The 23,381-nt window shown below is 71.3% G+C and carries 16 protein-coding genes and 6 pseudogenes; 11 read left to right on the forward strand and 11 right to left on the reverse strand.

Annotation, left to right across the window (positions count from 1 at the left end):
* Positions 1-12: 12 nt before the first annotated feature.
* A pseudogene (locus tag ACFWBD_RS26310) lies at positions 13-510 on the reverse strand (hypothetical protein); the annotation flags it as partial.
* A 284-nt stretch (positions 511-794) separates the two neighbouring features.
* On the opposite strand from ACFWBD_RS26310, the gene ACFWBD_RS26315 reads away from it, so the two are divergent.
* Positions 795-3,074 (forward strand): ATP-binding protein, encoded by a 2,280-nt coding sequence (locus ACFWBD_RS26315; RefSeq protein ID WP_385671446.1) that lies wholly within the window; start codon positions 795-797, stop codon positions 3,072-3,074.
* 409 nt (positions 3,075-3,483) lie between these two features.
* Entirely contained in the window at positions 3,484-4,461 is a 978-nt protein-coding gene (locus tag ACFWBD_RS26320) for a helix-turn-helix domain-containing protein (RefSeq protein ID WP_385671449.1), read from the forward strand.
* Positions 4,462-4,505: 44 nt separating this feature from the next.
* On the opposite strand, the gene ACFWBD_RS26325 is transcribed toward ACFWBD_RS26320, so the two are convergent.
* From ACFWBD_RS26325 to ACFWBD_RS26335, 3 genes are all read right to left on the reverse strand, one after another.
* Complete coding sequence (locus ACFWBD_RS26325) at positions 4,506-4,763, reverse strand: hypothetical protein (protein ID WP_385671452.1); 258 nt, start codon at positions 4,761-4,763, stop codon at positions 4,506-4,508.
* A gap of 187 nt (positions 4,764-4,950) precedes the next feature.
* On the reverse strand, positions 4,951-5,559 hold the full coding sequence (locus tag ACFWBD_RS26330) for a flavin reductase family protein (RefSeq protein WP_385671455.1): 609 nt from the start codon (positions 5,557-5,559) through the stop codon (positions 4,951-4,953).
* A gap of 745 nt (positions 5,560-6,304) precedes the next feature.
* Complete coding sequence (locus ACFWBD_RS26335) at positions 6,305-7,183, reverse strand: universal stress protein (RefSeq protein ID WP_385671458.1); 879 nt, start codon at positions 7,181-7,183, stop codon at positions 6,305-6,307.
* Between the two features lie 277 nt (positions 7,184-7,460).
* On the opposite strand from ACFWBD_RS26335, the gene ACFWBD_RS26340 reads away from it, so the two are divergent.
* Together ACFWBD_RS26340 and ACFWBD_RS26345 are read left to right on the forward strand one after the other, a co-directional pair.
* Positions 7,461-8,063, forward strand: a complete 603-nt coding sequence (locus ACFWBD_RS26340) for a hypothetical protein (RefSeq protein WP_385671461.1) — start codon at positions 7,461-7,463, stop codon at positions 8,061-8,063.
* A gap of 151 nt (positions 8,064-8,214) precedes the next feature.
* Complete coding sequence (locus tag ACFWBD_RS26345) at positions 8,215-9,123, forward strand: DUF1918 domain-containing protein (RefSeq protein WP_385671464.1); 909 nt, start codon at positions 8,215-8,217, stop codon at positions 9,121-9,123.
* A 418-nt stretch (positions 9,124-9,541) separates the two neighbouring features.
* Here ACFWBD_RS26345 and ACFWBD_RS26350 read toward each other — a convergent pair whose 3' ends face one another.
* The 4 genes and pseudogenes from ACFWBD_RS26350 to ACFWBD_RS26365 form a co-directional block, all read right to left on the reverse strand.
* The gene (locus ACFWBD_RS26350) at positions 9,542-9,982 is read right to left on the reverse strand and encodes a pyridoxamine 5'-phosphate oxidase family protein (protein ID WP_385671467.1); all 441 of its coding nucleotides are present in this window, start codon (positions 9,980-9,982) and stop codon (positions 9,542-9,544) included.
* A 113-nt stretch (positions 9,983-10,095) separates the two neighbouring features.
* A pseudogene (locus ACFWBD_RS26355) lies at positions 10,096-10,269 on the reverse strand (pyridoxamine 5'-phosphate oxidase family protein); the annotation flags it as partial.
* Positions 10,266-10,520 (reverse strand): annotated as a pseudogene (locus ACFWBD_RS26360) (alcohol dehydrogenase catalytic domain-containing protein); the annotation flags it as partial. The pseudogenes ACFWBD_RS26360 and ACFWBD_RS26355, both read right to left, overlap by 4 nt.
* A 318-nt stretch (positions 10,521-10,838) precedes the next feature.
* A pseudogene (locus ACFWBD_RS26365) lies at positions 10,839-11,150 on the reverse strand (phosphoketolase); the annotation flags it as partial.
* Between the two features lie 52 nt (positions 11,151-11,202).
* Here ACFWBD_RS26365 and ppk2 point away from each other — a divergent pair.
* Positions 11,203-12,006 carry a polyphosphate kinase 2 gene (ppk2, locus tag ACFWBD_RS26370; RefSeq protein WP_385671473.1) on the forward strand — a complete coding sequence of 268 codons (804 nt, stop codon included), beginning with the start codon at positions 11,203-11,205 and terminating at the stop codon, positions 12,004-12,006.
* Positions 12,007-12,023: 17 nt separating this feature from the next.
* On the opposite strand, the gene ACFWBD_RS26375 is transcribed toward ppk2, so the two are convergent.
* Both ACFWBD_RS26375 and ACFWBD_RS26380 read right to left on the reverse strand, forming a co-directional pair.
* Positions 12,024-12,203, reverse strand: coding sequence for a universal stress protein (locus ACFWBD_RS26375; protein ID WP_385671504.1), 180 nt, complete (start codon positions 12,201-12,203; stop codon positions 12,024-12,026).
* A pseudogene (locus ACFWBD_RS26380) lies at positions 12,200-12,598 on the reverse strand (universal stress protein); the annotation flags it as partial. The pseudogene ACFWBD_RS26380 and the gene ACFWBD_RS26375, both read right to left, overlap by 4 nt.
* A gap of 447 nt (positions 12,599-13,045) precedes the next feature.
* Between ACFWBD_RS26380 and ACFWBD_RS26385 the strand changes: the two are divergent.
* From ACFWBD_RS26385 to ACFWBD_RS26395, 3 genes and pseudogenes are all read left to right on the forward strand, one after another.
* Positions 13,046-14,758 carry a SulP family inorganic anion transporter gene (locus ACFWBD_RS26385; protein ID WP_385671476.1) on the forward strand — a complete coding sequence of 571 codons (1,713 nt, stop codon included), beginning with the start codon at positions 13,046-13,048 and terminating at the stop codon, positions 14,756-14,758.
* Positions 14,759-14,778: 20 nt separating this feature from the next.
* A pseudogene (locus tag ACFWBD_RS26390) lies at positions 14,779-15,163 on the forward strand (BON domain-containing protein); the annotation flags it as partial.
* 281 nt (positions 15,164-15,444) lie between these two features.
* The gene (locus ACFWBD_RS26395; protein ID WP_385671480.1) at positions 15,445-16,146 is read left to right on the forward strand and encodes a response regulator; all 702 of its coding nucleotides are present in this window, start codon (positions 15,445-15,447) and stop codon (positions 16,144-16,146) included.
* A gap of 682 nt (positions 16,147-16,828) precedes the next feature.
* Here ACFWBD_RS26395 and ACFWBD_RS26400 read toward each other — a convergent pair.
* On the reverse strand, positions 16,829-17,605 hold the full coding sequence (locus tag ACFWBD_RS26400; protein WP_385671483.1) for a hypothetical protein: 777 nt from the start codon (positions 17,603-17,605) through the stop codon (positions 16,829-16,831).
* Positions 17,606-17,890: 285 nt separating this feature from the next.
* Here ACFWBD_RS26400 and ACFWBD_RS26405 point away from each other — a divergent pair, with 285 nt between their 5' ends.
* From ACFWBD_RS26405 to ACFWBD_RS26415, 3 genes are all read left to right on the forward strand, one after another.
* On the forward strand, positions 17,891-19,870 hold the full coding sequence (locus tag ACFWBD_RS26405) for an amino acid transporter (RefSeq protein ID WP_385671486.1): 1,980 nt from the start codon (positions 17,891-17,893) through the stop codon (positions 19,868-19,870).
* 1,041 nt (positions 19,871-20,911) lie between these two features.
* On the forward strand, positions 20,912-22,126 hold the full coding sequence (locus ACFWBD_RS26410; protein ID WP_385671507.1) for a PP2C family protein-serine/threonine phosphatase: 1,215 nt from the start codon (positions 20,912-20,914) through the stop codon (positions 22,124-22,126).
* 675 nt (positions 22,127-22,801) lie between these two features.
* Positions 22,802-23,167 carry an STAS domain-containing protein gene (locus ACFWBD_RS26415; RefSeq protein ID WP_385671489.1) on the forward strand — a complete coding sequence of 122 codons (366 nt, stop codon included), beginning with the start codon at positions 22,802-22,804 and terminating at the stop codon, positions 23,165-23,167.
* Positions 23,168-23,381: the final 214 nt, after the last annotated feature.

Below are 23,381 nucleotides of genomic sequence, written 5' to 3' on the forward strand. Positions count from 1 at the left end.
CGGGGCGTCCGTCGCCCGGGTCGGCGGGAACCACTGGAGCTCCGGGAGCGGGGCGGTGACCGGCGGGAGCTCCAGGTAGGCCAGGTGGCGCAGGAACCGGCTGAAGACGGGTGCGGCGGCCGCCTTGCCGTCCGCCTGCGGTGGGTGGGTGCCGGTCATCGCGGCGGTGAGGGCGGCGGCGTCGGGCTCCGCGCCCGTGGGTTCGACGCGCAGGTAGCGGGCGACGCGGCCGGCGCCGTACTGGAGCACGGCCTCGGTGATCAGCGCGCGGATGTGGTTGCAGAACGAGCCCCGCGCGCCGCCGCAGGGACGGTTGTTGTTGGTGCTGCACGCGAAGGCGTAGGTGCCGGCGGCGACGGACGAGACGTACACCCGCTCGATGTCCGAGCCGCTGGAGACCACACCCTGGAGGCGTCCGTCGGCCAGTTCGACGAAGGGGACCTTGGCGAGCTTGCGGGGCCGTGCGGGCGGCACCACCCGGGCCGTACTCGAATTCTCCCAGTCGGACAACGCACCAGCTCCTTTGCGGCACAGGGCTCCGCACGCCGAATCGGCGCAGCACAGGGGGGTTGTCGCGCCGGATCGGCGGCGACAACGACGAACTTACCGGCGACCACTGACAACGCCGTCCAGGTCGGCGGGAAGCCGGGAGGAGGACAGGAGGAGGACGGGAGGACGCCGTGCGTGACCGCGGCAGGACCCCGTCCGTATGCCGGTCGGCGCGGGCCCGGACGTCCCGGCTCTTCTAGAATTCCGATGATCATGGCCGGGGGCGACGGCAGTGGCATGTCGGTGTGAAGCGGTACGAAGGGGTGGGGTTGAGCGGGGAGCAGGCGGCGTTCGGGGCGCTGCTGCGGGAGTTTCGGCTGGCCGCGTCGCAGACCATCGAGGGCTTGGCGGAGGCGTCGGGCGTGAGCGTGCGGGGCATCGGGGACCTGGAGCGCGGGCGGCGGGCGGCGCCGCAGCGGCGGACGGTCGCCGCGCTCGCGGACGGCCTGGGCCTGGCCGAGGCGCCGCGGGAGCGGCTCCTCACGGCCGCGCGGTCCGGGCGCGACGGAGGCTACCGCCCGGTGGGGGTACGGGCGTTCCCGCGTGGCGTCGACGACTTCGTGGGCCGGGCGGCGGAGCTGGCGCGGCTGGCGGCGCTCGCGGAGCACGAGGCCGCCGCCCAGCCGGTGGTGGTGGCGGTGTCCGGGCCGCCGGGCACCGGCAAGACGACGCTGGCGCTGCACGCGGCCCGCGGTCTCGCCGACCGGTTTCCGCACGGGCAGCTGGTCCTGGACCTGCGCGGCACGGACGACGATCCGCCCGGTCCCGCCGAACTGGTCCTGCGTGTGCTGAAGGCCCTTCAGGTGGCCGATCGGGACCTCGCCCAGGCCGGTCCGCAGGGCCACCCGGCGCTGTACCGGCAGCTGTTGGCCGAGCGGCGCTGCCTGCTGGTCCTGGACAACGCGCGCGACGAGGGGCAGGTGCGTCCGCTGCTGCCGGCCGCGGGGGCGGGCATGGTGGTGGTGACGAGCCGCCGCATGCTGACCGGGCTGGACAGCGTGCACCGGCTGCCGCTCGGTGAACTGGACCCTTCGGCGGCCGACGAGCTTTTGACCTCGCTCGTGGGAGCCGATCGGGCCGCCGCCGATCCGGCCGCGCTGCGGGCGGTCGCCGAGCGCTGCGGACATCTGCCGCTCGCCCTGCGGGTGGCGGGCAACTGGCTTGCCACCCGCACCGGTTGGAGTGTGCGCCGGCTCGCGGACCGCCTCGCCGTCGAGGAGCGCCGGCTGGACGCGCTGGCCGCCGGGGACGTACGGGTGGCCGCCGCGTTCGACCTGTCCTACCGCCAGCTGACTCCCGCGGCCGCCCGGCTGTTCCGGCGTCTCGCCCTGGTCCCCGGCCAGGACACGGCGGCACCCGGCGCCGCCCGGCTCACCGGCCGGCCGCTGTTCGACGCCGAGGACACCCTGGAGGAGCTGGTCGAGGCCGGGCTGCTGGGGACGGACGGGGACCGCTACCGTCTGCACGACCTGCTGCGGCTGTACGCCCGTACCCGACTGGAGGCCGAGGAGAGCGCGCAGGAAGTGGACCTGGCCCGTACGGAGCTGTTCCGCTGGCTGCTGGAGACCGCGGTCGTCGCGGGCCGCTGGTTCGAGCCGGGCCACGGGGCTCCGCCGTCCACCTGGCGGGGAACGGTGGATCTGTCGACCGCGGGCCTGGCCCGCGCCTGGCTTCAGGCGGAGGGCGACAACTGGCTGGCCGCTCTGCGCGCGGCCGAGGCCGCCGGCGAGCACGCGACCGTGGTGGAGGTGGCCGAGGCCCTGCACTGGTTCTCCGACCAGTGGATCTTCTGGGGGCACTGGCCCGAGGTCTTCGGCACGGCCGCCCGGTGCGCGCAGGCGCTGGGCGATCCGGCCCTGGAAGCCACCCAGCTCAACTACCACGCCTGGGCGCTCCTGGTGTGCGAGCGCCGCCATCAGGACAGTCTGCTGCGCTCCGCCGAGGCCCTCGGCGCGGCACAGCGGGCGGGTGACGCGGGCCAGCAGGCCTGGGCCCACATGTACCAGGGCTGGGCGCTTCAGCAGATCGACGACCTCGGTCCCGCCGCCGACCACATGCAGCGCGCCGCCCGCCTGTTCGAAACCGTCGGTGACCTGCACGGCGGCCTCCAGGCCCGGCACGGGCGTGCCATCGTCCTGGCGAAACAGGGCCTGACCGAGGAGGCGCACGCGTTCTACCAGGACACGCTCGCCTTCCTGGAGCAGGTCAGCGACCGGCTGGAACCGCATATCGCCGACATCACCCGGATCGGGCTGCACGCGGGTCTGGGCAGCAGCTTCGGCGTGCTGGAACGCTGGACGGAGGCGGTCGACCAGCTGACCACCGCCGTCACGATCTGCCGGGCCAGCGACAACACCGCCCTGGAGAGCCGTCAGCTCGTCCACCTCGGCAACGCGCTGCTGTCCGCAGGACGTACGACGGAGGCACGCGAGGCCTTCGCGCGCTGTGTCTCCCTCGGTGTCCATGCCGACCCACGGTCGGTCGCCGAGGCCCATGACCTCCTCGCCCGTCTCGACGCGCCCTGAACCAGTGCCCCGTCCCCGGTCCGCCGCGACACGGGGACGGGGGCGGGGGCGGCGCGCGCCGTCGACGGGCGAGGCCCCTCGCCGTGCCGCCCATCCTGCTCCCGCGGGCTCCCCGTGTCTTGTCCCGGAGTGCACCGCGCTGTTCTCTCAGCGCACAGCGGATCTCTCGGCGGACAGCGGACAGCGGACAGCGGACAGCGGACAGCGGACAGCAGACAGCAGACAGCAGACAGCAGACAGCAGACAGCAGACAGCAGACAGCAGACGACGGTACTGGCGCGGTCCGCGTTTCTGCCTGCTTCCTGCCTGGAGCCCGCCGAGGACCACTGGTTGGCTGATGACAGCGGGGAGAACGGGCCGCCGTCCGCCCGATCTCCGCCGGTTTCGCACAGGTGGAGAGGAGAGCCAGGTGACCCTGGTGCTGACGACTGCTTCGGTTCCCGACGGGGAGCGGCTCGCGTACTGGCGGGACGCGCTGGGCAGAGCGCTGGTGCCGATGGCCGTCACCGCGCGGCACGACGGCCCGTTCGAGGGCCGGGTCTCCACCGAGCGGCTGGGTTACCTGCGCATCGCCACGATCGAGGCCGACGCGCACCGCGTGAGCCGCACACCGGCGCACCTCGCCGCCACGCAGGCCCCGTCCGTCGCCTGTGTGGCGGTCGGTGTCCTGACAGCGGGTACAGCCACCCTGGTCCAGGGCGGCCGGCGGGCCTTCGTGGCCGAGGGCGACCTCATGGTCTACGACACGGGACGGCCGTACTCCCTGGACTTCCCGGGGCGCTTCGCCGCCCATGTCGTCCACCTGCCGCGGCGGGCGCTCGGCCTGCCGGAGGAGGACCTGCGCCGGGTGACCGGGACCGCCATCGCCGGGACGGCGGGCTTCGGCGCCCTGCTGGTGAACTTCCTGACCTCGCTGACCGCCTCGGTCCCGCCCTGCGCCCCGGCCGTCGCCACCAGGCTGGCCACAGGTGTCGTGGACCTCTTCGCCACCCTGGTCGAGGAGCGGACCCAGGACGACGCGTCACCGGACGCGAACCCGGGAGACCACCTCGTCCTGCGCGTCCGCGACCACATCGAACGCAACCTCGGCGATCCGGACCTCTCCCCGGGGACCGTCGCGGCGGCGCACCACATCTCGGTGCGCTATCTGCACCGGCTCTTCGAGGGCGAGGGCATCACGGTCGCCCGGCTGATCCAGCGGCGCCGTCTGGAGCGCTGCGCCCGGGAACTGCACCGGCCGGACGCGACGGCTCCCACGGTGTCGGCGGTCGCCCAGCGCTGGGGTTTCGCCAACCCGGCCCACTTCAGCCGGGTCTTCCGCGCGGCCTACGGGCGCTCCCCACGTGAGTGGCGCGGGGCTCGGGACGAGCTGCTCCCGGCCGGCTGACCACCCGGGTAAGCCGGCCGGCCTCGTACGCGATCAGGAACGGCTCACGTCACCCCCGGGGTACGGCTCCGGCCGGACGCCCGCGTGTACAGCAGCGCCGCCCCGGCGACCGTGACGGCTGCCGTGCCGACGGCGCACAGGCCGCCACGGGAGCGCCAGGACAGTACCGATCCGGTCGAGTGGGCGGACAGCACCGAAGTCGCGCTCAGCCAGGAGCCCGCGGAGACGAAGGACACGGCGGAGCCCACGGACCCCACGGACAGGAAACTGCCGACCGAGGCGATGGACAGCGAACTGCCCACGGAGCCGATGGAGAGGAACGAGTCGGACGGAGCCGATCGACAGCGCCGAGTTCTTCGACCACAGCGAACGCCAGGAACCGTCGGCGTCGGCACCCTTGGTCACGGCCCGTGTCGCGGCCCCCGACGCAGCCTCCGTCCCGGATCTCGTACTGGATCTGGTCATGCTTCGATCATAGGAGCGGACGGGTCAGGAGGGCGGCCAGTCGCGGTAGGCGATACGGGGCCGGTCGTGGATCTCTCCGACGGTGCCCCACTCGTTGCGGCCCAGGCGGGCCAGAGGCCGCAGGAGCCGGATGTCGGGGTGACCGTCGACGACGACGTCCTCGTGCACGGCGGCGTGCACGACCTCGCCGAGGACCAGCGTGGAGTTGCCGATGCCGAGCGTGGAGTGCAGCCGGCACTCCAGAGCCACCGGGGAGGCGGCCACGCGGGGCGGCTTCACCCGCAGCGAGGGCTCCCGCTCGATGCCCACCGCGTCGAACTCGCCCTGGTGCGCGGGAAAGTCGGTACCGGTGGCGTTGATCTGGTCGAAGAGCGGCTCGGACGCGAAGTTGACCACGAACTCGCCGGTGGCCTCGACATTGCGCAGCGAGTCCTTGCGACCGACGGAGGTGAACTGGACGATCGGCGGGTCGGTGCAGGCGACGGTGAAGAAGGAGTGCGGGGCGAGGTTGGCGGTGGTGCCGTCCGCCGCCAGGGTCGACACCCAGGCGATCGGCCGGGGTACGACAACGGCGGTCAGCAGCCGGTAGAACCCGCTGACGTCCATGGCCCGGGGATCGAAGTCGATGCGCATGTCGATCAGTATCCCGCGCCGAGCCGCGGACCATAGCACCAGGTCAGCGCGCCACGGCGCAGCCGCGAGTACCGAGGAAAGTCCCGGGTGTCGGAGAGATCCGAACCCTGGAGCTGACAGAACGAAGCCCCACGGCCACCACCGACCTGTCCCTGTGGGACGACTTCGAGGTCCCCGCGCAGGCCCGACGCGGCCGGACGACCCTGAGCCTGCACGGGGTCCGCAACGGTTCGCCGGCTCAGGCGTCGTCGCGCTTCACCAGGAAGCCGGCCGTCTGTGCCGCCCTGGCCAGGCTGGAACCACTTGCGTGGTCCTCCGCGCGCGGGACCGTCCCGGCGAGGGTCATCCGCTGACCGATCCCGGTCTCCCAGCGGCGCAGGACGATGCCGTCGTACTCGTAGTGGAAGTCCGCGACGGGGCCGTTCGGCCGGCCCCTACCCGTCAGCCCTGGCGCTGGCCCGGAGCCACCGGGCAGCCGGGGAGTTGGCGGGGCCGCCCGTGCCGCCGGCGCTGGGATCGGCTGCCGCCGTCACCGTCGCGGCCGTGCTGGTCCTGGGCTGACCTCGCCCTCGTGAGCATCGCAGCCGGCTCCTCAAGCGCGGTCGGAGTCTCCTCGCTGACCGCGGGCCGGCGGGTCGCGATGCGTTCCTCACCACTTCGCCGGGGCGAGGCTGGCGCACGGCCGCCGCGGCACCGGGTCTCGCACACCGCCGCGCGTGGCGGCTGTATCCCCTGGTGGCCGGGCTCAGGCATGGGGGACGACGGCGACGGGGCAGCGCCCGTGATGGAGGGCGGCGTGGGCGACCGGACCGAGGTGGGGTGCCACACCCTGCCGGTGTGCACGCCGCCCGACGACCAGCAGCGCGGCGCCTTCGGCAGCGTGCAGGACGGCCTTGGCGGGGCTCGCGAGACGGACGCTGTCGGCCACGTCGACCTGCGGGTACTTCTCGCGCCAGGGACGCAGCGCCTTGCTCAGCTCCTTCTGCGCGTCCCGCGTCATCTCTTCGGTGGCGGCGTGGTCCACACCCCAGGGCACGCGCGCGTGGAGCGGCACACTTCTGCCGTGCACGGCCAGGAGCGGAACCTCCCTGGCCGCGGCGGTGTGGAACGCGAAGTCGAGCAGGTCGTCGCTGGAGCCATGCAGTTTCAGCGCCACCACCACACGGCTCGCGGACGCCGGCCGTGCCGGCCGTGCCGGCTCCTCGCGGGATTCGGCGCGGACCAGTACCACCGGCCGCTCCGCCCGTGCCACGACCGGCATGCTGACGTCGCCCAGGAAATAGCTCTCGGCAAACTCCAGCCCCCGGGAGCCGAGCACGATCATCTCGGACTCCGTCGCCGCCTGGAGCAGGGCCTTCCGGGCGTCGTCGGCCACCAGGCTCCCGACGACGGTCAGGCCGGGATGCCGGGCTTGGAGTTCTGCCCTCGCGGTGTGGACGAGTCGCTTCGCCCAATAATTCTGGTCGACTTCGGAGGAGGCGTGAGCCGGTTCCGGCGCCAGCAGTGGCCATGCGTGCAGCAGGCGCAGCGTGAGCCTGCGCTTCGCGGCCTCGTCGGCGGCCCAGTGTGCGGCGGCGAGACTCTCGGGTGAGCCGTCGAGGCCCACGGTGACGACTGGCTGCATGGCGACGGCCCCCATCTCGTACGAAGCTGGATACGACGGTGAAGAGCGGCCAACGAGTCCGATGGCGGGGCCGCTCCGGACATCGCCGACAAGCCGAGCGCGGTGCTTCTTCTCCTTCGAGAAGTACCCCAATCCTCTCTCCGGCGCATGTGGAGCCGGGGCACTGGGCCGAATACCGGTCCCCCAGGGGCCTTCGGCCCAAGGCACCGAGCCCCTCGTCGTCGGACAGTGGGCAGACGTTGGGGGGCACGGCCGGCGAGTTGCTGGAGGCCGACTCATGAGCGCACAGGATCCGCCGTACGCATCCGGTCCGCCGTCGAGGCGCGGCGATGACGCGCTCAAGAGCGCGAACTCCCTGAGACGTACGTCCGACAGGTTCGAGTGCTGGTTCCGCCGCGTCCTGATGCTCCTGCTCGTCGTAGGGCTGCCCGTGGCGGCGGTCAGCGCGGGACTGACGTCGTACGAGGCGTCGATGCGCACCGTGCGAGCTCAGGCAGCGGACCGGCATCAGGTCACCGCCCGACTGACGTCGACCGTCAAGGGCGGCGACTGGGCGAAGCGGTCGGCGCAGGTCCGCTGGACCGACGCCGACGGCGTCGTACGGACGGGAGCGGCCCTCGTGAAGCCGGGAACGTCCAAGGGCGCCGCCGTGCGTGTGTGGGTGAAGCGGGACGCGACCGTCACCACTGCGCCGACGAGCACGCTCAACGCGACGACCAGTGGCTGGCTCATGGGCGGGATGGCGGCGTTCGGCGTGGCCGCCGGGTCCCACGCGACCTGGGTCGGCATGCGCCTGCTCCTGGACCGGAGAAGGTATGCACAGTGGGACGCCGAGTGGGACCTGGTGGAGCCCCGGTGGTCCGCACGATTCCGCCGTTGACGACCCGGAGGTGGGACGAAAGCCCATGGGTGCCCCTGGCCGACACCCTGCGGAGCGCGGTGGCTGGCCTGCCGGGCTGCTCGCCCCGTGCGGCCGCCCGCTGCGCGTGGCACGTTTGAATACAGCACCACTCGGAGGAGAGGGCGGCGCCATGAAAGCTCACCTCGGCGACCAACTCGTCATCGAAAGCACGAAGACCAGCGCCGCCAGGCGCGACGGCGAGATCATCGGTCTCCACCACGAAGACGGAACTCCGCCCTACGACGTGCGCTGGTCGGACACGGACGAGGTGACACTCGTGTTCCCCGGCCCCGACGCGCACATCCACCATCTCGAACACGGACGGCCCGGGACCGCTCACTCCCCTTCCGGCCCCGCCCCGGCCGAGACGGAGTCCGCGTCGCACGGAACACCCCACCCCGGAGACATCGGCCGACGCGTGGCCGTCGAACGCCGGAGACGGAGCCTCAGCCGGGAGGAGACGGCGCGACGCGCCCGCATGTCCCCCGGCTACCTCGAGTACCTGGAGGAGCGTCCTGGCGACCCGAGTGTGGCGACCCTCATCAAACTGGCCGACGCGCTGGGCACCACCGTCACCGCGCTGCGTGGCGGAGGAACGGATCTGCCACCCGGCCTGGGACAGGCGATGCTCCATCCCGAGCTGCGGGACATCGGCCCGGAGGAATGCCGCACCCTGCTCTCCACCCACGGCGTGGGGCGGGTCGCGGTGTGGGCGGCCGACGGCCGCCCGGCGGTCGTCCCGGTCAACTACGACGTCGTCGATGACGCGATCGTCTTCCGGACCGCGCCGAACTCCACGCCCGCGGCGGCCGTCGGGACGGAGGTCGCCTTCGAAGTCGACCACATGGACGAGGCCCTGAGCCAGGGCTGGAGCGTCCTCGCCGTCGGCCCCGCGAACGTCGTGACGAAGCCGATGGATGTGCACAGACTCACCGAACGCGCCCACACCACACCATGGTCGGGGGGTGAGCGCGAGATGTGGGTATCGATCCGGCCCGCACACCTCACGGGCCGCCGCATCACTCCGATCGAGGGATGAGAGCAGTCGGCCGCCGAGGAGCGGCCCGGCACCCGCGTCTCTCGAAGGGCGCGCCTGTGTCCCGCCTCCCATACTGGTCACGGGCCGGTCTCGGGCGCACCCGGGGCGAGGGACCCGCCGCTACCGGCACGGAGGCCTGGTGCAGCACCGCGTGCGCCGCCGGGCCGGTACGGCCGCCGACCAACGCGTGACGCCTCTTCCGCCGGACGACGACCAGCGACGCGTGCGCCGGACGACGGCCCGCGCTGCCGACGACGGCCTGCGCCCGCACCCCCACCCCGGGGAACTTCTCCTCGTGCGCCATCACCCCGGGCGGAAGCCGGGAGGACCCGAAGAGACGCCGAACGTCCTTGCTGCAACGGCCGTTCGGTCCGGAACAGGACAGGGTGATCAGGTCCTGAAGACACGGTGACGGAGTTCAGGAAGGAAAATGCACGCCGTACACGGAGCGTCCGCCGACGAGTTCGCGGCCGGTGACCAGCTCCGCGTCGATGCGCACGAAGACCTCCTGCGGCGCCGGCGCCCAGGAACGCGGCCCGCTCCGCAGCAGCCGGACGTGCTCGGCGGGATCGGTCACGACCGTGGCCGCTCCCATGACCACGACACTCCATCCGGAGTGCGTGGCGGCGTCGACCTCGTCGGCCTCGAAGGCGACCAGTGCTCCGTCGATCGCGCTCACCAGTTCCGAGGAGGCCGAGGTACGCACCAGCACCGCGCCGTCGCGGTCCAGAGTGAAGTTGACCGGCAGCACGGCGGGCAACGCCTGCCGCGTGTACACGACGCGCCCCACTGGCACTGTGACCAGCAGGCGCAGACACTCCCGCCGGTCGAGTTCGCGGAATCCGTCGTTGGCGTCCATCTGCCTTCTCGTCTCTCACCTGGCAACCCGGTAGTGGCACTGACCATCGTCGAGGGGTGCGGCCGGCCCCGGCCAGGGACCATCGGCCCCCGGCTTCCTGAGAAGGGCCCCGTTCAGACCAGGATGCGGCGTCCCGTGACGCCGTACGGTTCGATGCGCACCCATACGTCGCGCCGCCCTCCGGCCCACGGCGCGCCGAGTGCCTGTTTCGCCAGCCGGCGCTCCTCACGGAGATCCGTCACCATGCGCGCGTTGCCGCGCACCAGCACACTCCAGCCCTGGCTGAGACGAGCAAGCGGTCGCCCGGGCGTACGGTCCGTACGTCACTGCCGACCTCGACGATCTCGCCCACTGCCTCATGGCCCAGGACCGTGCCCGGACGCACGTCGGGCACGTCGCCCTCGAGCATGTGGACGTCCGTGCCGCAGATGGTGACGGCGCCGCCCCTCACGATGGCGTCGGTGGGTTCCTTGACGGCAGGGTCCGGGACTTCCTCCCAGGCGGACTGCCCGGGGCCGTGGAAGACGAAGCCTTTCATGACGCTCATCACCATCCCTTGGTCCGGTTGACGAGATTTCCCCACTCATCCAGCTTGTCCGCGAATCGCCTGGTTCCGCTTGGGCCGTCCGGCCCCATCACCGGCCGGATGGCCCTGCCGTCCGGCCCGTGGTGAAGGGCCGGGGCCGCCGGCCGGCCTCTTGGCTCCCGCCGGCCGGCCTCTTGGCTCCCGCCTTCCCGCCGCCGTCCGGGCGGCCGACTGTCCGCTGGTGCTCGTCCCGGACGGACCCGCGTCCACACACCGTTCCGGAAGGGTCCTTGTCGGAGCGGACGTCCGAAGCCCTTCCCTCCTCCTAGGCTCCAGCCGGGAGTTGGCCAGGATCGACGGATCCCCGTGGTCCGGACCCCACACGCACGGCGCGTCGATACCCCGCGCCTTGATCACCCGGTTGAGGTGCGTGTACACGAGGTTGAGGCCGGGCGCCGTGCCCCAGTGGCCGAGCAGTCGGGGCTTGATGTGCTCGGGCCTGAGGGGCTCGGTCAGCAGCGGGTTGGACATCAGGTAGATCTGTCCGGCGGCCAGGTAGTCGGCGGCCCGCCAGTGCGCGTCCAGGGTGCGCGGCTCTTCGTCGGAAAGTACGGTGGCGTCCTGGTGTTCGACCTTGGACATGGTGGGGCTCCGGAAGTCGTCGGCGGAGAAGTCATCGGGCGGTGGAGGCGGCATGGCCGGCAAGAAGGCGGTGGAGCTGCCGCGCAAGGCGTACGAGAAGGAACTGCTGCGACAGCAGACGGAGCTGGTGAAGCTCCAGGAGTGGGTGCGGGCGACGGGCACCCGGCTGGTGGTGGTCTTCGAGGGGCGGGACGCGGCGGGCAAGGGCGGGACGATCAAGCGGGTCGCCGAGCACCTCAACCCGCGGGTTGCCCGGATCGCGGCGCTCCCGAAGCCGACCGAGCGCGAACGCACCCAGTGGTACTTCCAGCGGTACGTGGAGCATCTGCCGGCGGCCGGGGAGATCGTGCTGTTCGACAGGTCCTGGTACAACCGGGCCGGGGTCGAGCACGTGATGGGCTTCTGCACGAAGGAGGAGCACCAGCTGTTCCTCCGCCAGTGCCCGATCTTCGAACGCATGCTGGTCGAGGCCGGGGTCCTGCTGCGCAAGTACTGGTTCTCGGTGAGCGACACCGAACAGCAGGAGCGGTTCCGCAAGCGACTGAAGGACCCGCTGCGGCGCTGGAAGCTCTCGCCGATGGACCTGGAGTCGATCACCCACTGGGAGTCGTACTCCCGTGCCAAGGACGAGATGCTGGTGCACACCGACATCTCCGAGGCGCCCTGGTACGTCGTCGAGAGCGACGACAAGCGCCGGGCGCGGCTGAACATGATCGCCCACCTGCTGTCGTCCGTCCCGTACCGGGAGGTGCCGCCGCCCGTGCTGGAGCTCCCGGAGCGACCGCCGTCGACCGGCTACCAGCGCCCGCCGCGGGATCTCCAGACCTACGTCCCCGACCACGCGGCGAGCCTCTGAGCAGCCGGCCATCGCTCTCACACCTGCTCGGGTACGACCGCGACGGCGTAGGCGGAGTGGTGCAGCACCGCATGGGCGACCCGGCCCGGCTGGAGCCCGAGGTGTCCCGGGTTGCGCCGGGCCCCCACCAGCAGCAGGTCGGCCTCGTGCGAGGCCTTCAGCAGAACCTGCGGGCGGGGCCCTCTGGGGTGGGTCAGCCGTGAGGGACGACGGCTACAGGGGCGGTGGAGTGGTGCAGGACGGCGTGCGTGACGTGCCCGATGTGGGCGCCGAACGGGCTGCGGCGGATGCGCCGGCCCACGATGACGAGGGAGGCCTCACGGGAGGCGTCCACGACGTGGACGGCCGCGCTGCCGTAGCGGGACTCCTCGACGACCTCCACATCCGGGTACTTCTGCCGCCAGGGCCGCAGCACCTCGGCCAGCGCCTCGGCGTCGCCGAGGGCCAGTGCCTCGTGCAGCGCGGGGTTGGCGGGCGTGCCGTACGCGTAGTAGGGCGGCGGGTTCCAGCCGTGGACGACCCGCAGGGGCGTCGCGCGGCACTTGGCGGCGTCGGAGGCGAACTCGATCAGCGTCTCGTCCGGATGCTCGACGGGTCCCGGATGGGGGCCGACCGACCCCCCGCACGGCTCGGCGCGGCGAGCCGGGTGACGGGCCCACCGCGCCGTCGGTGTTCAGCGCAGCCGGCTGGGGTCGCGGACGAAGGGCAGCTTGGCCCAGAGCCGGCCCGCGCCCAGGGTGTCGCCGGCAGCGGCAGCGGCAGCGGCAGCGGCAGCGGCAGCGGCAGCGGCAGCGGCAGCGGCCAGGATCGGGCAGGGCCGTGGTCGTGGTTCCCTTCGAGGGAGATCGGGTCGGTGCCTGACACCCCTGACTCTGGCCGCGCGCGCGGGTCGGCGACGGATGCCGAAGGTCCGTGGCCATGGGGCGAACGGCCCTGTTCGCCAAGGCCGTTGGGCCGAGTGCGGCACGCCGGGCACGTGGGCCCTCGCGGTAGCTCCCGCGACCGGTGGATCATGAGGGCAGACGACGGAAGGCGGCGCATGTCCAAGGCCTCGGGCAGACACGTCCCGCAGTGGCGTCGGCTGGTGCCCGGTCTCGTCGCGCTCCTCGGTTACCGGCGCGCGTGGCTCACGGGTGATCTGCTCGCCGGGGTCACCGTGGCCGCCTACCTGGTGCCGCAGGTCATGGCCTACGCGGGCGTGGCGGGGCTGCCGCCGGTCACCGGTCTGTGGGCGATCCTCCCGGCCCTCGCGCTGTACGCGGTCTTCGGTTCCTCACGACTGCTGTCGGTCGGCCCCGAGTCCACGACCGCTCTCATGACGGCCGCCGTGGTCGCGCCGCTCGCCGCCGGGGACACCGGGCGGTACGCGTCACTGGCGGCGGCGCTCGCCGTCACGGTCGGGCTGCTCTGCCTGGTCGCCCGGGCGATGCGGCTCGGCTTCCTCGCGGACCTGCTGTCCCGCCCCGTCCTGATCGGCTATCTCGCGGGCGTGGCGCTCATCATGATGGTGGATCAGCTGCCCAAGCTCACCGGGGTGCGGACGACGGGCGCGGACTTCTTCCCCCAGTTGTGGTCCTTCCTCGTCCACCTGCCCGACGCGGACCCGGCGACGGTCGTCTTCTCCGCCGTCGTCCTCGTGTTCCTCTTCGTGACGGCCCGTTACGCCCCCGCCGTGCCCGGACCGCTGGTCGCCGTCGTCCTCGGCACCGCCGCCGTCGTGGTCTTCGACCTCGACGGGCGGTACGGGCTCAAGGTGATCGGCGAGGTTCCGGCCGGTCTGCCGAGCCTCGCCGTCCCGGACCTGAGCGAGCTGCCGCGCCTCGTGCTGCCCGCCCTCGGCGTGCTGCTCGTCGCCTACACCGACTTCATCCTGACCGCGCGGGCGTTCGCCGACCGCGACGACGAAGGCCCTCAGCTCGACGCCAACCAGGAGTTCCTCGCGCTGGGCGCGGCCAACCTGGGCGCCGGGGTGCTCCACGGCTTCCCGGTGAGCAGCAGTGCCAGTCGCACCGCGCTCGCCTCCTCGGGGGGCGCCCGCAGCCAGGCGTACTCGCTGGTCGCCGGCGCGGTGGTGCTCGCCGTGCTGCTCTTCCTCAGCCCGCTGCTGACGCGCACCCCGTCCGCGGTGCTCGGCGCGCTCGTCGTCTACGCGGCGGTCCGCATGATCGACCTCACCGGCTTCCGGCGGCTTGCCTCCTTCCGCCGTCGCGAACTGCTCCTGGCGCTCGGCTGCCTCGCCGGCGTGCTCGCCCTCGGCCTCCTGTACGGCGTGATCGTGGCCGTCGGCCTGTCGGTGGCCGAGCTGCTCACCCGGGTCGCGCGCCCGCACGACGCCGTCGAGGGCCTGGTCCCCGGTGTGGCCGGCATGCACGACGTCGACGACTACCCGCAGGCCCGGACGATCCCCGGCCTGCTGGTCTACCGCTACGACTCGCCGCTGTTCTTCGCCAACGCGGACGACTTCCGGCGCCGCGCCCTGACCGCGGTCGACGAACAGACCGACCCCGTCCGCTGGTTCGTCCTCAACACCGAGGCGAATGTCGAGGTCGACATCACCGCCCTCGACGCGGTCGACGAACTGCGCCGCGAACTGACCCGCCGCGGCATCGTGTTCGCCCTCGCCCGGGTGAAACAGGACCTGCTGGACGACCTGGAGGCATACGGCCTCGCGGACACGGTGGGCAAAGGTCTGATGTTCGCGACGCTTCCGACCGCCGTGGCCGCATACCGCGCATGGCTCGACCGTCAGTAGGCGGCCACGCTCCGCTCGCTGCGGACGCCACACTCGCCCAGGCCGCCCGGACCATGGCCCGGGCGAAGGTCAAGCGCCCCCCCGTGGTCGACGCCGTGGGCATGCTCGAAGGTGTCGTCAGCCGCGCCGACCTGCTCAAGGCCTTCCTGCGCACCGACGACCGAGGAGGTACGGCGCGAGGTCGTGTCGTCCCTGTTCCCCACGCCGGAGTCGAGAGTACTTGTGGAGGTGCGGGACGGCGTCGTGAAACTCGTCGGCCAGGTCCGGGACGCCTCCCTGGTGCCGGTGGCGGCACGGCTGGTCCGCGCGGTGGAAGGGGTCGTGGACGTGGACTTCGGCCTCACCCGACGCGGAGAACCGAAGGACGCACCCGCAGGCGCCACTGAGAGCGTCGAGCCGGCATGAACCTGCCGGGGCCGGGCGCGGCCGCCCGGCCCGGCAGTCGCCGTGGCCCCCTGGCTCCCTGGCTCCCTGGCTCCCTGGCTCCCTGGCTCCCTGGCTCCCGCAGTCGCAAGCACACCTCAGGTGGTCGGCGGGGTCGCCCGTCCCGACGCGTTGAGCCTCGCAGGCCAGCCACCTCCACCTCAATGGGGCCGGTCGGCCCTGGTACATCCGGCCCAGGCGCGTGATGATCGGCACCATGGACAGCCCGCGATCTGTCCTCCACCGGGGAACGAGGGGTCACCATGCCAGAGCCGCGCGCGTTCAGCGAGCAGAACCCGATCCGGGTGTTCCTGCTGGACGACCACGAGGTCGTCCGCCGCGGCCTGACCGACCTGCTCGACGCCGAACCCGACATCTCGGTGATCGGCGACGCCGGCACCGTCGACCACGCGCTCGCCCGAGGCCCCGCGCTGCGCCCCGACGTCGCCGTCCTCGACGTGCGACTGCCGGACGGCGACGGCATCTCGGTCTGCCGGGAGCTGCGCAGCCAGATGCCGGAGCTGGCCTGCCTGATGCTGACCTCGTTCGACGACGAGGAGGCCCTGCTCGACGCGATCATGGCCGGTGCCTCCGGCTACGTCCTCAAGCAGATCAAGGGTTCCGACCTCGTATCGGCGGTCCGCACCGTCGCCTCGGGCCAGTCGATGCTGGATCCCGCGACCACGGCCCGCCTGATGCGCTCACTGCGGGCCGACCCGGCGGAGACCCCCGCCGTGCCGTCCGAGCTGGCGAGCCTGTCACCGCGGGAGAGGGACATCCTGGCGCTGATCGGCGACGGCCTGACCAACCGCGAGATCGGCAAGAAGCTCTACCTGTCCGAGAAGACGGTCAAGAACCACATCTCCCGCCTGCTGGCAAAACTGGGCGTGCAACGCCGGGTCCAGGCCGCCGTCCTCGCCTCCCACCTGGAGCAGCCGGAGACGGGCGGACACCGGCCCAAGTGATGCGGACCGAACCCATCGGGACCGCGCGATGCGACGCGACGCCTTGCGCCGTCCTCGACATCCGGATCCCGGAGACGTTGGTCTCCGCCGCCGTGACAGTTCCCTCGATCCACCACAGCCAGTCCTGGCGTTCCGGCTCGACGCGGACAAGGTCGCGCTGCTGATCCGCGCCGCAACGGACTGCGGACTGCGGACTGCGGACTGCGGACTGCGGACTGCGGACTGCGGACTGCGGACTGCGGACTGCGGACTGCGGCACGCTAGCCCGGTCGGCCACGCCGTCCACCTCGCGGTCGGCTGTGCCGTCTTCAATCTCAGGGTGGCGATCACGCACTTCGGTTGGGAACCGGTGACGCGACTACTGCCGCGCCCGACCAACCCGACCAGCCCGACCTGCTCACCGCCATACGACTCGGCGGCGACGCTGAACACCCGAGAGCCGCCGCTGGGTGCGCGAGAAGGACGGCACGCGTCTCGGTATGCCGCCTGAGGTGCTCGGCCCTCAGGACTTGCGGGAAATCATCCCCATGCGGGACTTCAGCGCCCACCGGCATCCCGAAGGGCTGCCCCCTCCATAACCCACCGCGGAGTCCGCGCCGGCCTTCGGTATCGCCGAGGAGCTCCCGGTCCCACTCCCCCGCATCTCCGCTCCGGCGGCAGATGCGGGGGTGCTTCGTCATGCCTACGGGCAGGTCTCTTCGAACTTGACGGCCGTGAACTCGACGGGCTGTCCACTCAACGACGCGCCCGCGAACGGGGTCTGCGTGCATACCTTCCAGTTCGACTCGACCAGCACCCAGCGGTCGGCCGGAAGGGCGTCCTGCACGGTGATAGACGTACCGGAGTCGAGCGCGGTGCGAGCCGCCTTCACCGACTTGCCGGCGAAGTCCGGCATCTTGCCGCCTTCCGCGGCCAGGGGCTTTTCGTCCTTCGCGGGGCAGACCTCCTCCAGCTTTACCGCACCGAAGTCCAGGTCTGTGTCAGTGGACTTGGAGGCGCCGGCCTTCACGTTCTGGCTGCACACCTTCCAGTTCCGGTCGAATGCCTGCATCCGGTCCCGGCCCAGCGAGTCATGAGAGGTGAGTCCGTAGAAGCCCGCCTCCTGCGCCTTGTCCTGGGCGGACTGAAGGCCCATCCCGACGAAGTTGGGGACGGTCGCCTGCTTGTCCTCGTCGGTCACGGGCTTGTTGTCACTCGTCTGCTTCCCGTCTTCGTCCTTGGTCGTCGCCGCGGCGGTCTTCGTGAGGGTGACGGTGGGCTGCGGCTTGGCGTCGCTGCTGACGCCGGTCTTTTCCCGGTCGCTGCTGCCGGAGGACCCGATGCCGACACCGACGAAGAAGATGAGGAGCGCCGCCGGGATGACGATCCGCTTCCGCGCCCACGCCGGCTTGCCGACCGGCTGCCCGGCCGGTGGCCCGACGAACGGTGGCTGGGCAGGCTGCGGCTGGTTGTACGACATGGGTCCCCCATAGATCAGTTAGCGCCAGATGACCGTAAGGGGCGAGATGCCCCGGCGTGGACATTCAGATGGGGAAGTGATGCAACTGTGACGGAAGCGTGAATATTCAACGACAGATTGTTCGCCGCCGTCTACACCCGCTCGTCGCCTTCCTGGCTCCAGGAACGGCGCAGGCCTGCGGGCCGTCGTCCCGGTAGGGGGAAGGCGCCGGGAGGCCGCATACTCGGTGATCGTTGCGGGGCTGCGGAGCCCTGCCCGCCGACGGGTTGAAAGGTGTGGGGGGATATGACCGACGTGGACGATCTGGCCGCGGTGGACGTGGTGGAGGATCCTGCCGCACCGGAGCGCCAAGGCGGCTCTCTGGCGCGGTGGTTGCTGCGACACCGGGTGCAGGCCGTCAATCCCGCGGCGGAGACGGCCGCCGGCGAGTCGCATGCCTGGTGGAAGGTGATGTGCCTGACCGGCGTCGACTACTTTTCCAGCCTGGCCTACGTGCCGGCCATCGCCGCCCTCGCAGCCGGTGCGGTCTCACCGCTGGCCACGCTTCTGCTCGTGGTTCTGACCCTGGTGGGGATGCTGCCGATGTACCGGCGGGTGGCCGGCGAGAGTCCGCACGGAGCCGGATCGGTGGCGATGCTCGAGGACCTGCTGCCGTTCTGGCGGGGCAAACTGTTCGTCCTGGTCCTGCTCGGGTTCGTGGTGACCTCGTGGATCATCACGATCACCCTGTCCGCGGCCGACGCCTCCGTACATCTGGTGGAGAGCTCCTATGCCCCGCATGCTCTGCACGGACATGAGGTCGTCATCACCGTGGCGCTCCTTGTGCTCCTCGGCGGGGTCTTCCTGCTCGGGTTCAGCGAAGCCGTGAGCGTGGCCATCCCTCTGGTCGCCGTCTTCCTCGCGCTCAACGCGGTGACCATCGGCGTCGGCCTGGTGGATGTGTTCACCAGCCCGGACGCCTTCTCGGCCTGGACCGGCGCACTCACCGAAGGCCGCGGATTCGGTGACCTGGCCGAGCCCGCGCTGCTGGCCTTCCCGCTGCTGGTGCTGGGCCTGTCCGGATTCGAGACCGGAGTGAGCATGATGCCGCTCATCTCCGCCAAGGGCGAGAGCCCCGAGCAGCGACTGAAGTCCCGCATCCGCAACGCCCGCAAACTGCTCACGACGGCCGCACTCGTCATGAGCGTCTACCTGCTCGCCGCCAGTCTCGTGACCACCGTCCTCATCCCGCACGAGGAGTTCGAGGCGGGCGGCGCGGCCAACGGCCGGGCCCTGGCCTGGCTGGCCCACGAACACGTCGGGGAAGCCTTCGGCACCGCCTACGACATCAGCACCATCCTGATCCTCTGGTTCGCGGGCGCCTCCGCGATGGCCGGGCTGGTCAACATCGTCCCGCGCTATCTTCCCGCCTACGGCATGGCCCCCGAATGGGGCCGCGCCGTACGCCCAGTCGTACTCGTCTACACAGCCCTGTGCGTCATGATCACCATCGCCTTCGACGCCGACATCGACGCCCAGGCCGGCGCCTACGCCACCGGCATCCTCGCCATGATGGTCTCCGGTGCCTTCGCCGTCACCGTCTCCGCGCTGCGCCGCCGCCAACGCACCCTGTCCGTGGGATTCGCCGCGCTCACCACAGTTCTGCTCTACGCGCTGGTGGCCAACATCATCGACAAGCCGGACGGCATCACCATCTCCGCGATGTTCATCTTCGGCATCATCACCATCTCGCTGGTCTCCCGCATCTCACGCACCACCGAACTGCGCGCAGACAAGATCGTGTTCGACGAGACCGCCCGCCAGTTCATCACCGACACCCTCGCCCACGACAACGCCATCAACATCATCACCAACCGCCGCCAGGCCGGAGACGGCGCCGAGTACGCCGACAAGGAACGCGAACAGCGGGCCACCAACCCCGTGCCCGGCCTCGCCGACATCCTGTTCCTCGAGATCGACGTCGTCGACCCCTCCGACTTCAGCGAAACCCTCACCGTCCACGGCGTCGAAATCGACGGATACCGAATCCTGCGAGCCGAAGCCCCGGCCGCCCCGAACGCCATCGCCGCGATCCTTCTCACCCTGCACGACACCACCGGCGTCCAGCCGCACTGCTACTTCGCCTGGGCCGAAGGCAGCCCCCTGACCCACATGTTCCGCTACTTCCTCCTCGGCCGCGGCGACACCGCCCCCGTCACCCGCGAGATCATCCGCCAACACCAACCCGACCCCGCCCGCCGCCCCGGCATCCACGTCGCAGGCTGACACCACACGATGAGGCCGGGCAGGCCGGCATGACGCCAGTGGCACCTCACCGCATCTGCGCCGCACCCGAGACCACGACGGGGGCGGGCGGTACCTGCTCGCGGCGGCCATCGATCGGACACACATGCCCTACACCGGGCCGGGAGTTCGCCCCCAGGCGACTACGCACAGTCCGGCAGGCCGCGCGTGGTGAGGGCGCTGCGGCGGTGCCCAGGCCGTTGGTCAGGGCGGTGCGCGTGGCGGCGACCGCGCCGCACGAATCGTTCCCCAGCACGACAAAACGAGCGGGCAGTCCAGCACGCTCACGCCTTACCCGGCCAGCAACAGTTCGACGGCTTCGGACGGGGTCAGGGGCGGTGCGTCAGTCATGGCCGCAGGCTACGACGGGCCCGGTCGACCTCAGCACGGAGTCGCCACATCAGGCGCGGGTCCGGACCCTGGGACTAACCGGTACCGGGTCGGCGGGCATGCCCAGACGCGCTGCGGCTACCGACTCCAACCACCGTCGCAGCGCCTGTCGAGGCTGATCCTCTTGGTAGACCCGGCCGCCACCGGGCTGCGGCGCAGCGTGCAGAACCTCGCCTCCGCAATCCTCGCCGCGTGCCGTCACACCGTTCACAACGACGCGATGGTGCTCGCAGGCGTCCGCCGAACAGGTGGCGCGACACGATGGCTGCGCCGCCGTCGGTCAACATCAGGAGCCCGCCTGTTCAAATCGGCCACCACCGTGCGTAGGTGATCGCGCAGGTACGCGCCGGGCCGGGGACTGCCGATGTGATCGACGTCGTACCGAGCAGTCCAGGAAGGAGCAGAGGACGACGCCGCAGCTCCACGGGTGCCCGGGGTCAGGTCTGGGAGGTGGCCACCTTGAAGCCGAACCCGATCAGGACGACACCTGTGATGCGGTCCATGGTGCGCCGCACGGCTGGGCGCATGAGGTGTGCCCGGGCGAGTGAGCCGACTGTCCTGGCGTCGCTCTCGCCCTCGCCACGGGCTGACGTGAGAGAGGACGGGATCGGTGTGAGACTGGGCAAGGAAGGGGTGATCCCCGTGTCGGACCCACACGCGTCCCTCGGTCCCGACATCACCGTCGACGAGAATCGGCTGGAAGAGCTGATCATCGAGGCGCAGACTGCCCTGCCGGTCGAACTGCCCGCCTTGGCGAACCGGTGCGCCTCGTCCCTCGGCCTGGACACCGCGTTGATCTACCTCGTCGACCTGCAACAACAGCTGCTCATCCCACTCGACGAGGCTTTGGAGCCGCTGCCGGTGGACCGCTCGTCGGCCGGCTGGGCGTACCGCACGGTCTCCCCGAGGGTGGCCGAGGCCGACGACGGCTTGATCCTCTGGATGCCTCTGGTCGATGGTGCGGAGCGGCTGGGCGTGCTCGCGATTCGGACCGCCTCGCTCGACGGGGTGCGGATGCGCCGCAGCCGGATGCTGGCCCATCTGTTCGCCATGCTGATCACCTCCAAGCGCGCCTACAGCGACTGGCTCGCCGCCCGCACCCGCACTGCGACCATGCGGTTGCCCGCCGAGATGCTGCGGGCCTTCCTGCCACCGCGCACCATCGGCAGTAGCAAGTGCGTATCGACCGCGGTCCTGGAACCGGCGTACGACATCGCCGGCGACGCCTTCGACCACTCGGTGGCGAAGAACATCCTGCACACCATGATCCTCGACGCCATGGGTCACGATCTGACCGCCGGCCTGACCACGTCGGTCGCCATGGCGGCAGCGCGCAACGCCCGCCGGGCCGGTGCCGGCCTGGCCGACGTCGTCAGCTCCGTCGACCAGGCGCTCACCCAGTGGCTGCCCGACCACTTCTGCACGGGCGTCCTGTGCCGGCTCGACGCCGAGACCGGCAGGCTGCGCTGGGTCAACTGCGGTCACCCCCCACCCCTGCTGATCCGTGCCGAGCGGGTGCTCGCCCAGGCGCTGGACAGCCCCCCACAACCGCCGATCGGCCTGGCCGGCCAGCTCGCCCCGGCAGCCCGACAAGTCCACGAGATGACCCTGGAACCGGGCGACTGCGTCCTTCTCTACACCGACGGTGTCGTGGAGGCTCGCGACGCGGACCGTGCGGAGTTCGGCCTCGACCGGTTCACTGACTTCATCATCCGCTCCTCCGCCGCCGAACAGCGCCCAGCCGAGGTGCTGCGGCTGCTCATCCACGCCATCCTCGACTACCAGCGCAACCAACTGCGGGACGATGCAACCATCCTGCTCTTCGAGTGGCGCCCGCAGGACCAGTGACGCGGAATCGAGGGAGGATCGGGTGACGGTATCGGCCGCCTCCCTCCGGTGTGCGGTCGGCGCGGGCCCGGTCGAGGAAGACAAAGGCATGGCGACGGCCGTCCGCGATGCAGGAGTCGCCTCCGCCCAGCTCGTAGCCGGCACGCAGCAGGTGCTCTTCCTGCTCGGTGCAGTCGTGGGCGTCGGTGTGGGGTCCCAACTGGCCTCGCCTCATTCCCCGTCTACGCGGCATATCCAGTACCCGTCAGTCCCATGCCGCGGCAGTGTGTGTTTCGGCAGGCCACCCGGCCGCGTAGGGCTGGGCAGAATCGCCGCGCACACCCCCGGCGGGCCGGCCTGGTCGCAGCCGAGGACGCGGTGACCGGCCCCCGGAGAGCGGAACGGCCGAGAAGGCTGTCCGTCGAGCACCGCGTGGTCGACGGCGTCGTCACGGCCGCCTCCGTGGAGACAGCACAGTGCCACGGGCTGTATACGCGGGCATCCGCGCGGGGCCCTACGGGGTTCGCCGTGCAATGATGAGTGGACACGAGACCGGCCGGCACCGCGGGTGCCGGCTTTTTGGGTTCTGGGCGTTGCCCCCTTCCAGGGCATCCAGCTCCCGCCATCGTCGGCCGCCCCTCTCAGAGGGCGCTTCGCCTTTGGGCTCCTCACCCCCTAGAAGGGGGCTCGCCCACCATGCACTTCACCATGCGGATCGACGGCACTGCCGCCCGGATCACCGTGCACGGAGAGATCGACTACAACACCCTGCCCACGCTCCGTGCCGCCGCCGCAGGGTTGCCACCGAGTGTGACCGAGCTTGTCTGGGACCTGCACAACGCCCTCTTCATGGACGTCGCCGGCCTCCACCTGCTCTTCGAACAGCCCTCACAAGAGGGCCCGCCCCGCAGGACGACGGTGACGAACCTTGCGCCCCAGCCGCTGCGGCTGCTGGTCCTCGCCGCCGAAGTGAACCCCGACCTCGAACTCGCCCGCCTGCTTCCTGACACACCGGCCACCCTGTTCGATGACTCACCACCACCCGGCGGCCCCACGGTGTGAGGCGGTGCCGCCCTCAATAGAGGCCTGTAGGCCACCATGCCGCCGAAGACGCTGACCATCGGAATCACCTCCGGAACCGGAGGCGGAACGACCCCCTCGTGGCCCCTGCTCGTGCACGGCCCCTAGGTTCTGTCTGATAATTGATCTTGTGGTGGGTCGTGGTGAGCTGACGGATGTGGCGTGGGAACGGATAGCGCCGCTGCTGCCGGGTGTT

It is taken from the genome of Streptomyces sp. NPDC060002, assembly GCF_042737245.1.
Lineage (GTDB): Bacteria > Actinomycetota > Actinomycetes > Streptomycetales > Streptomycetaceae > Streptomyces.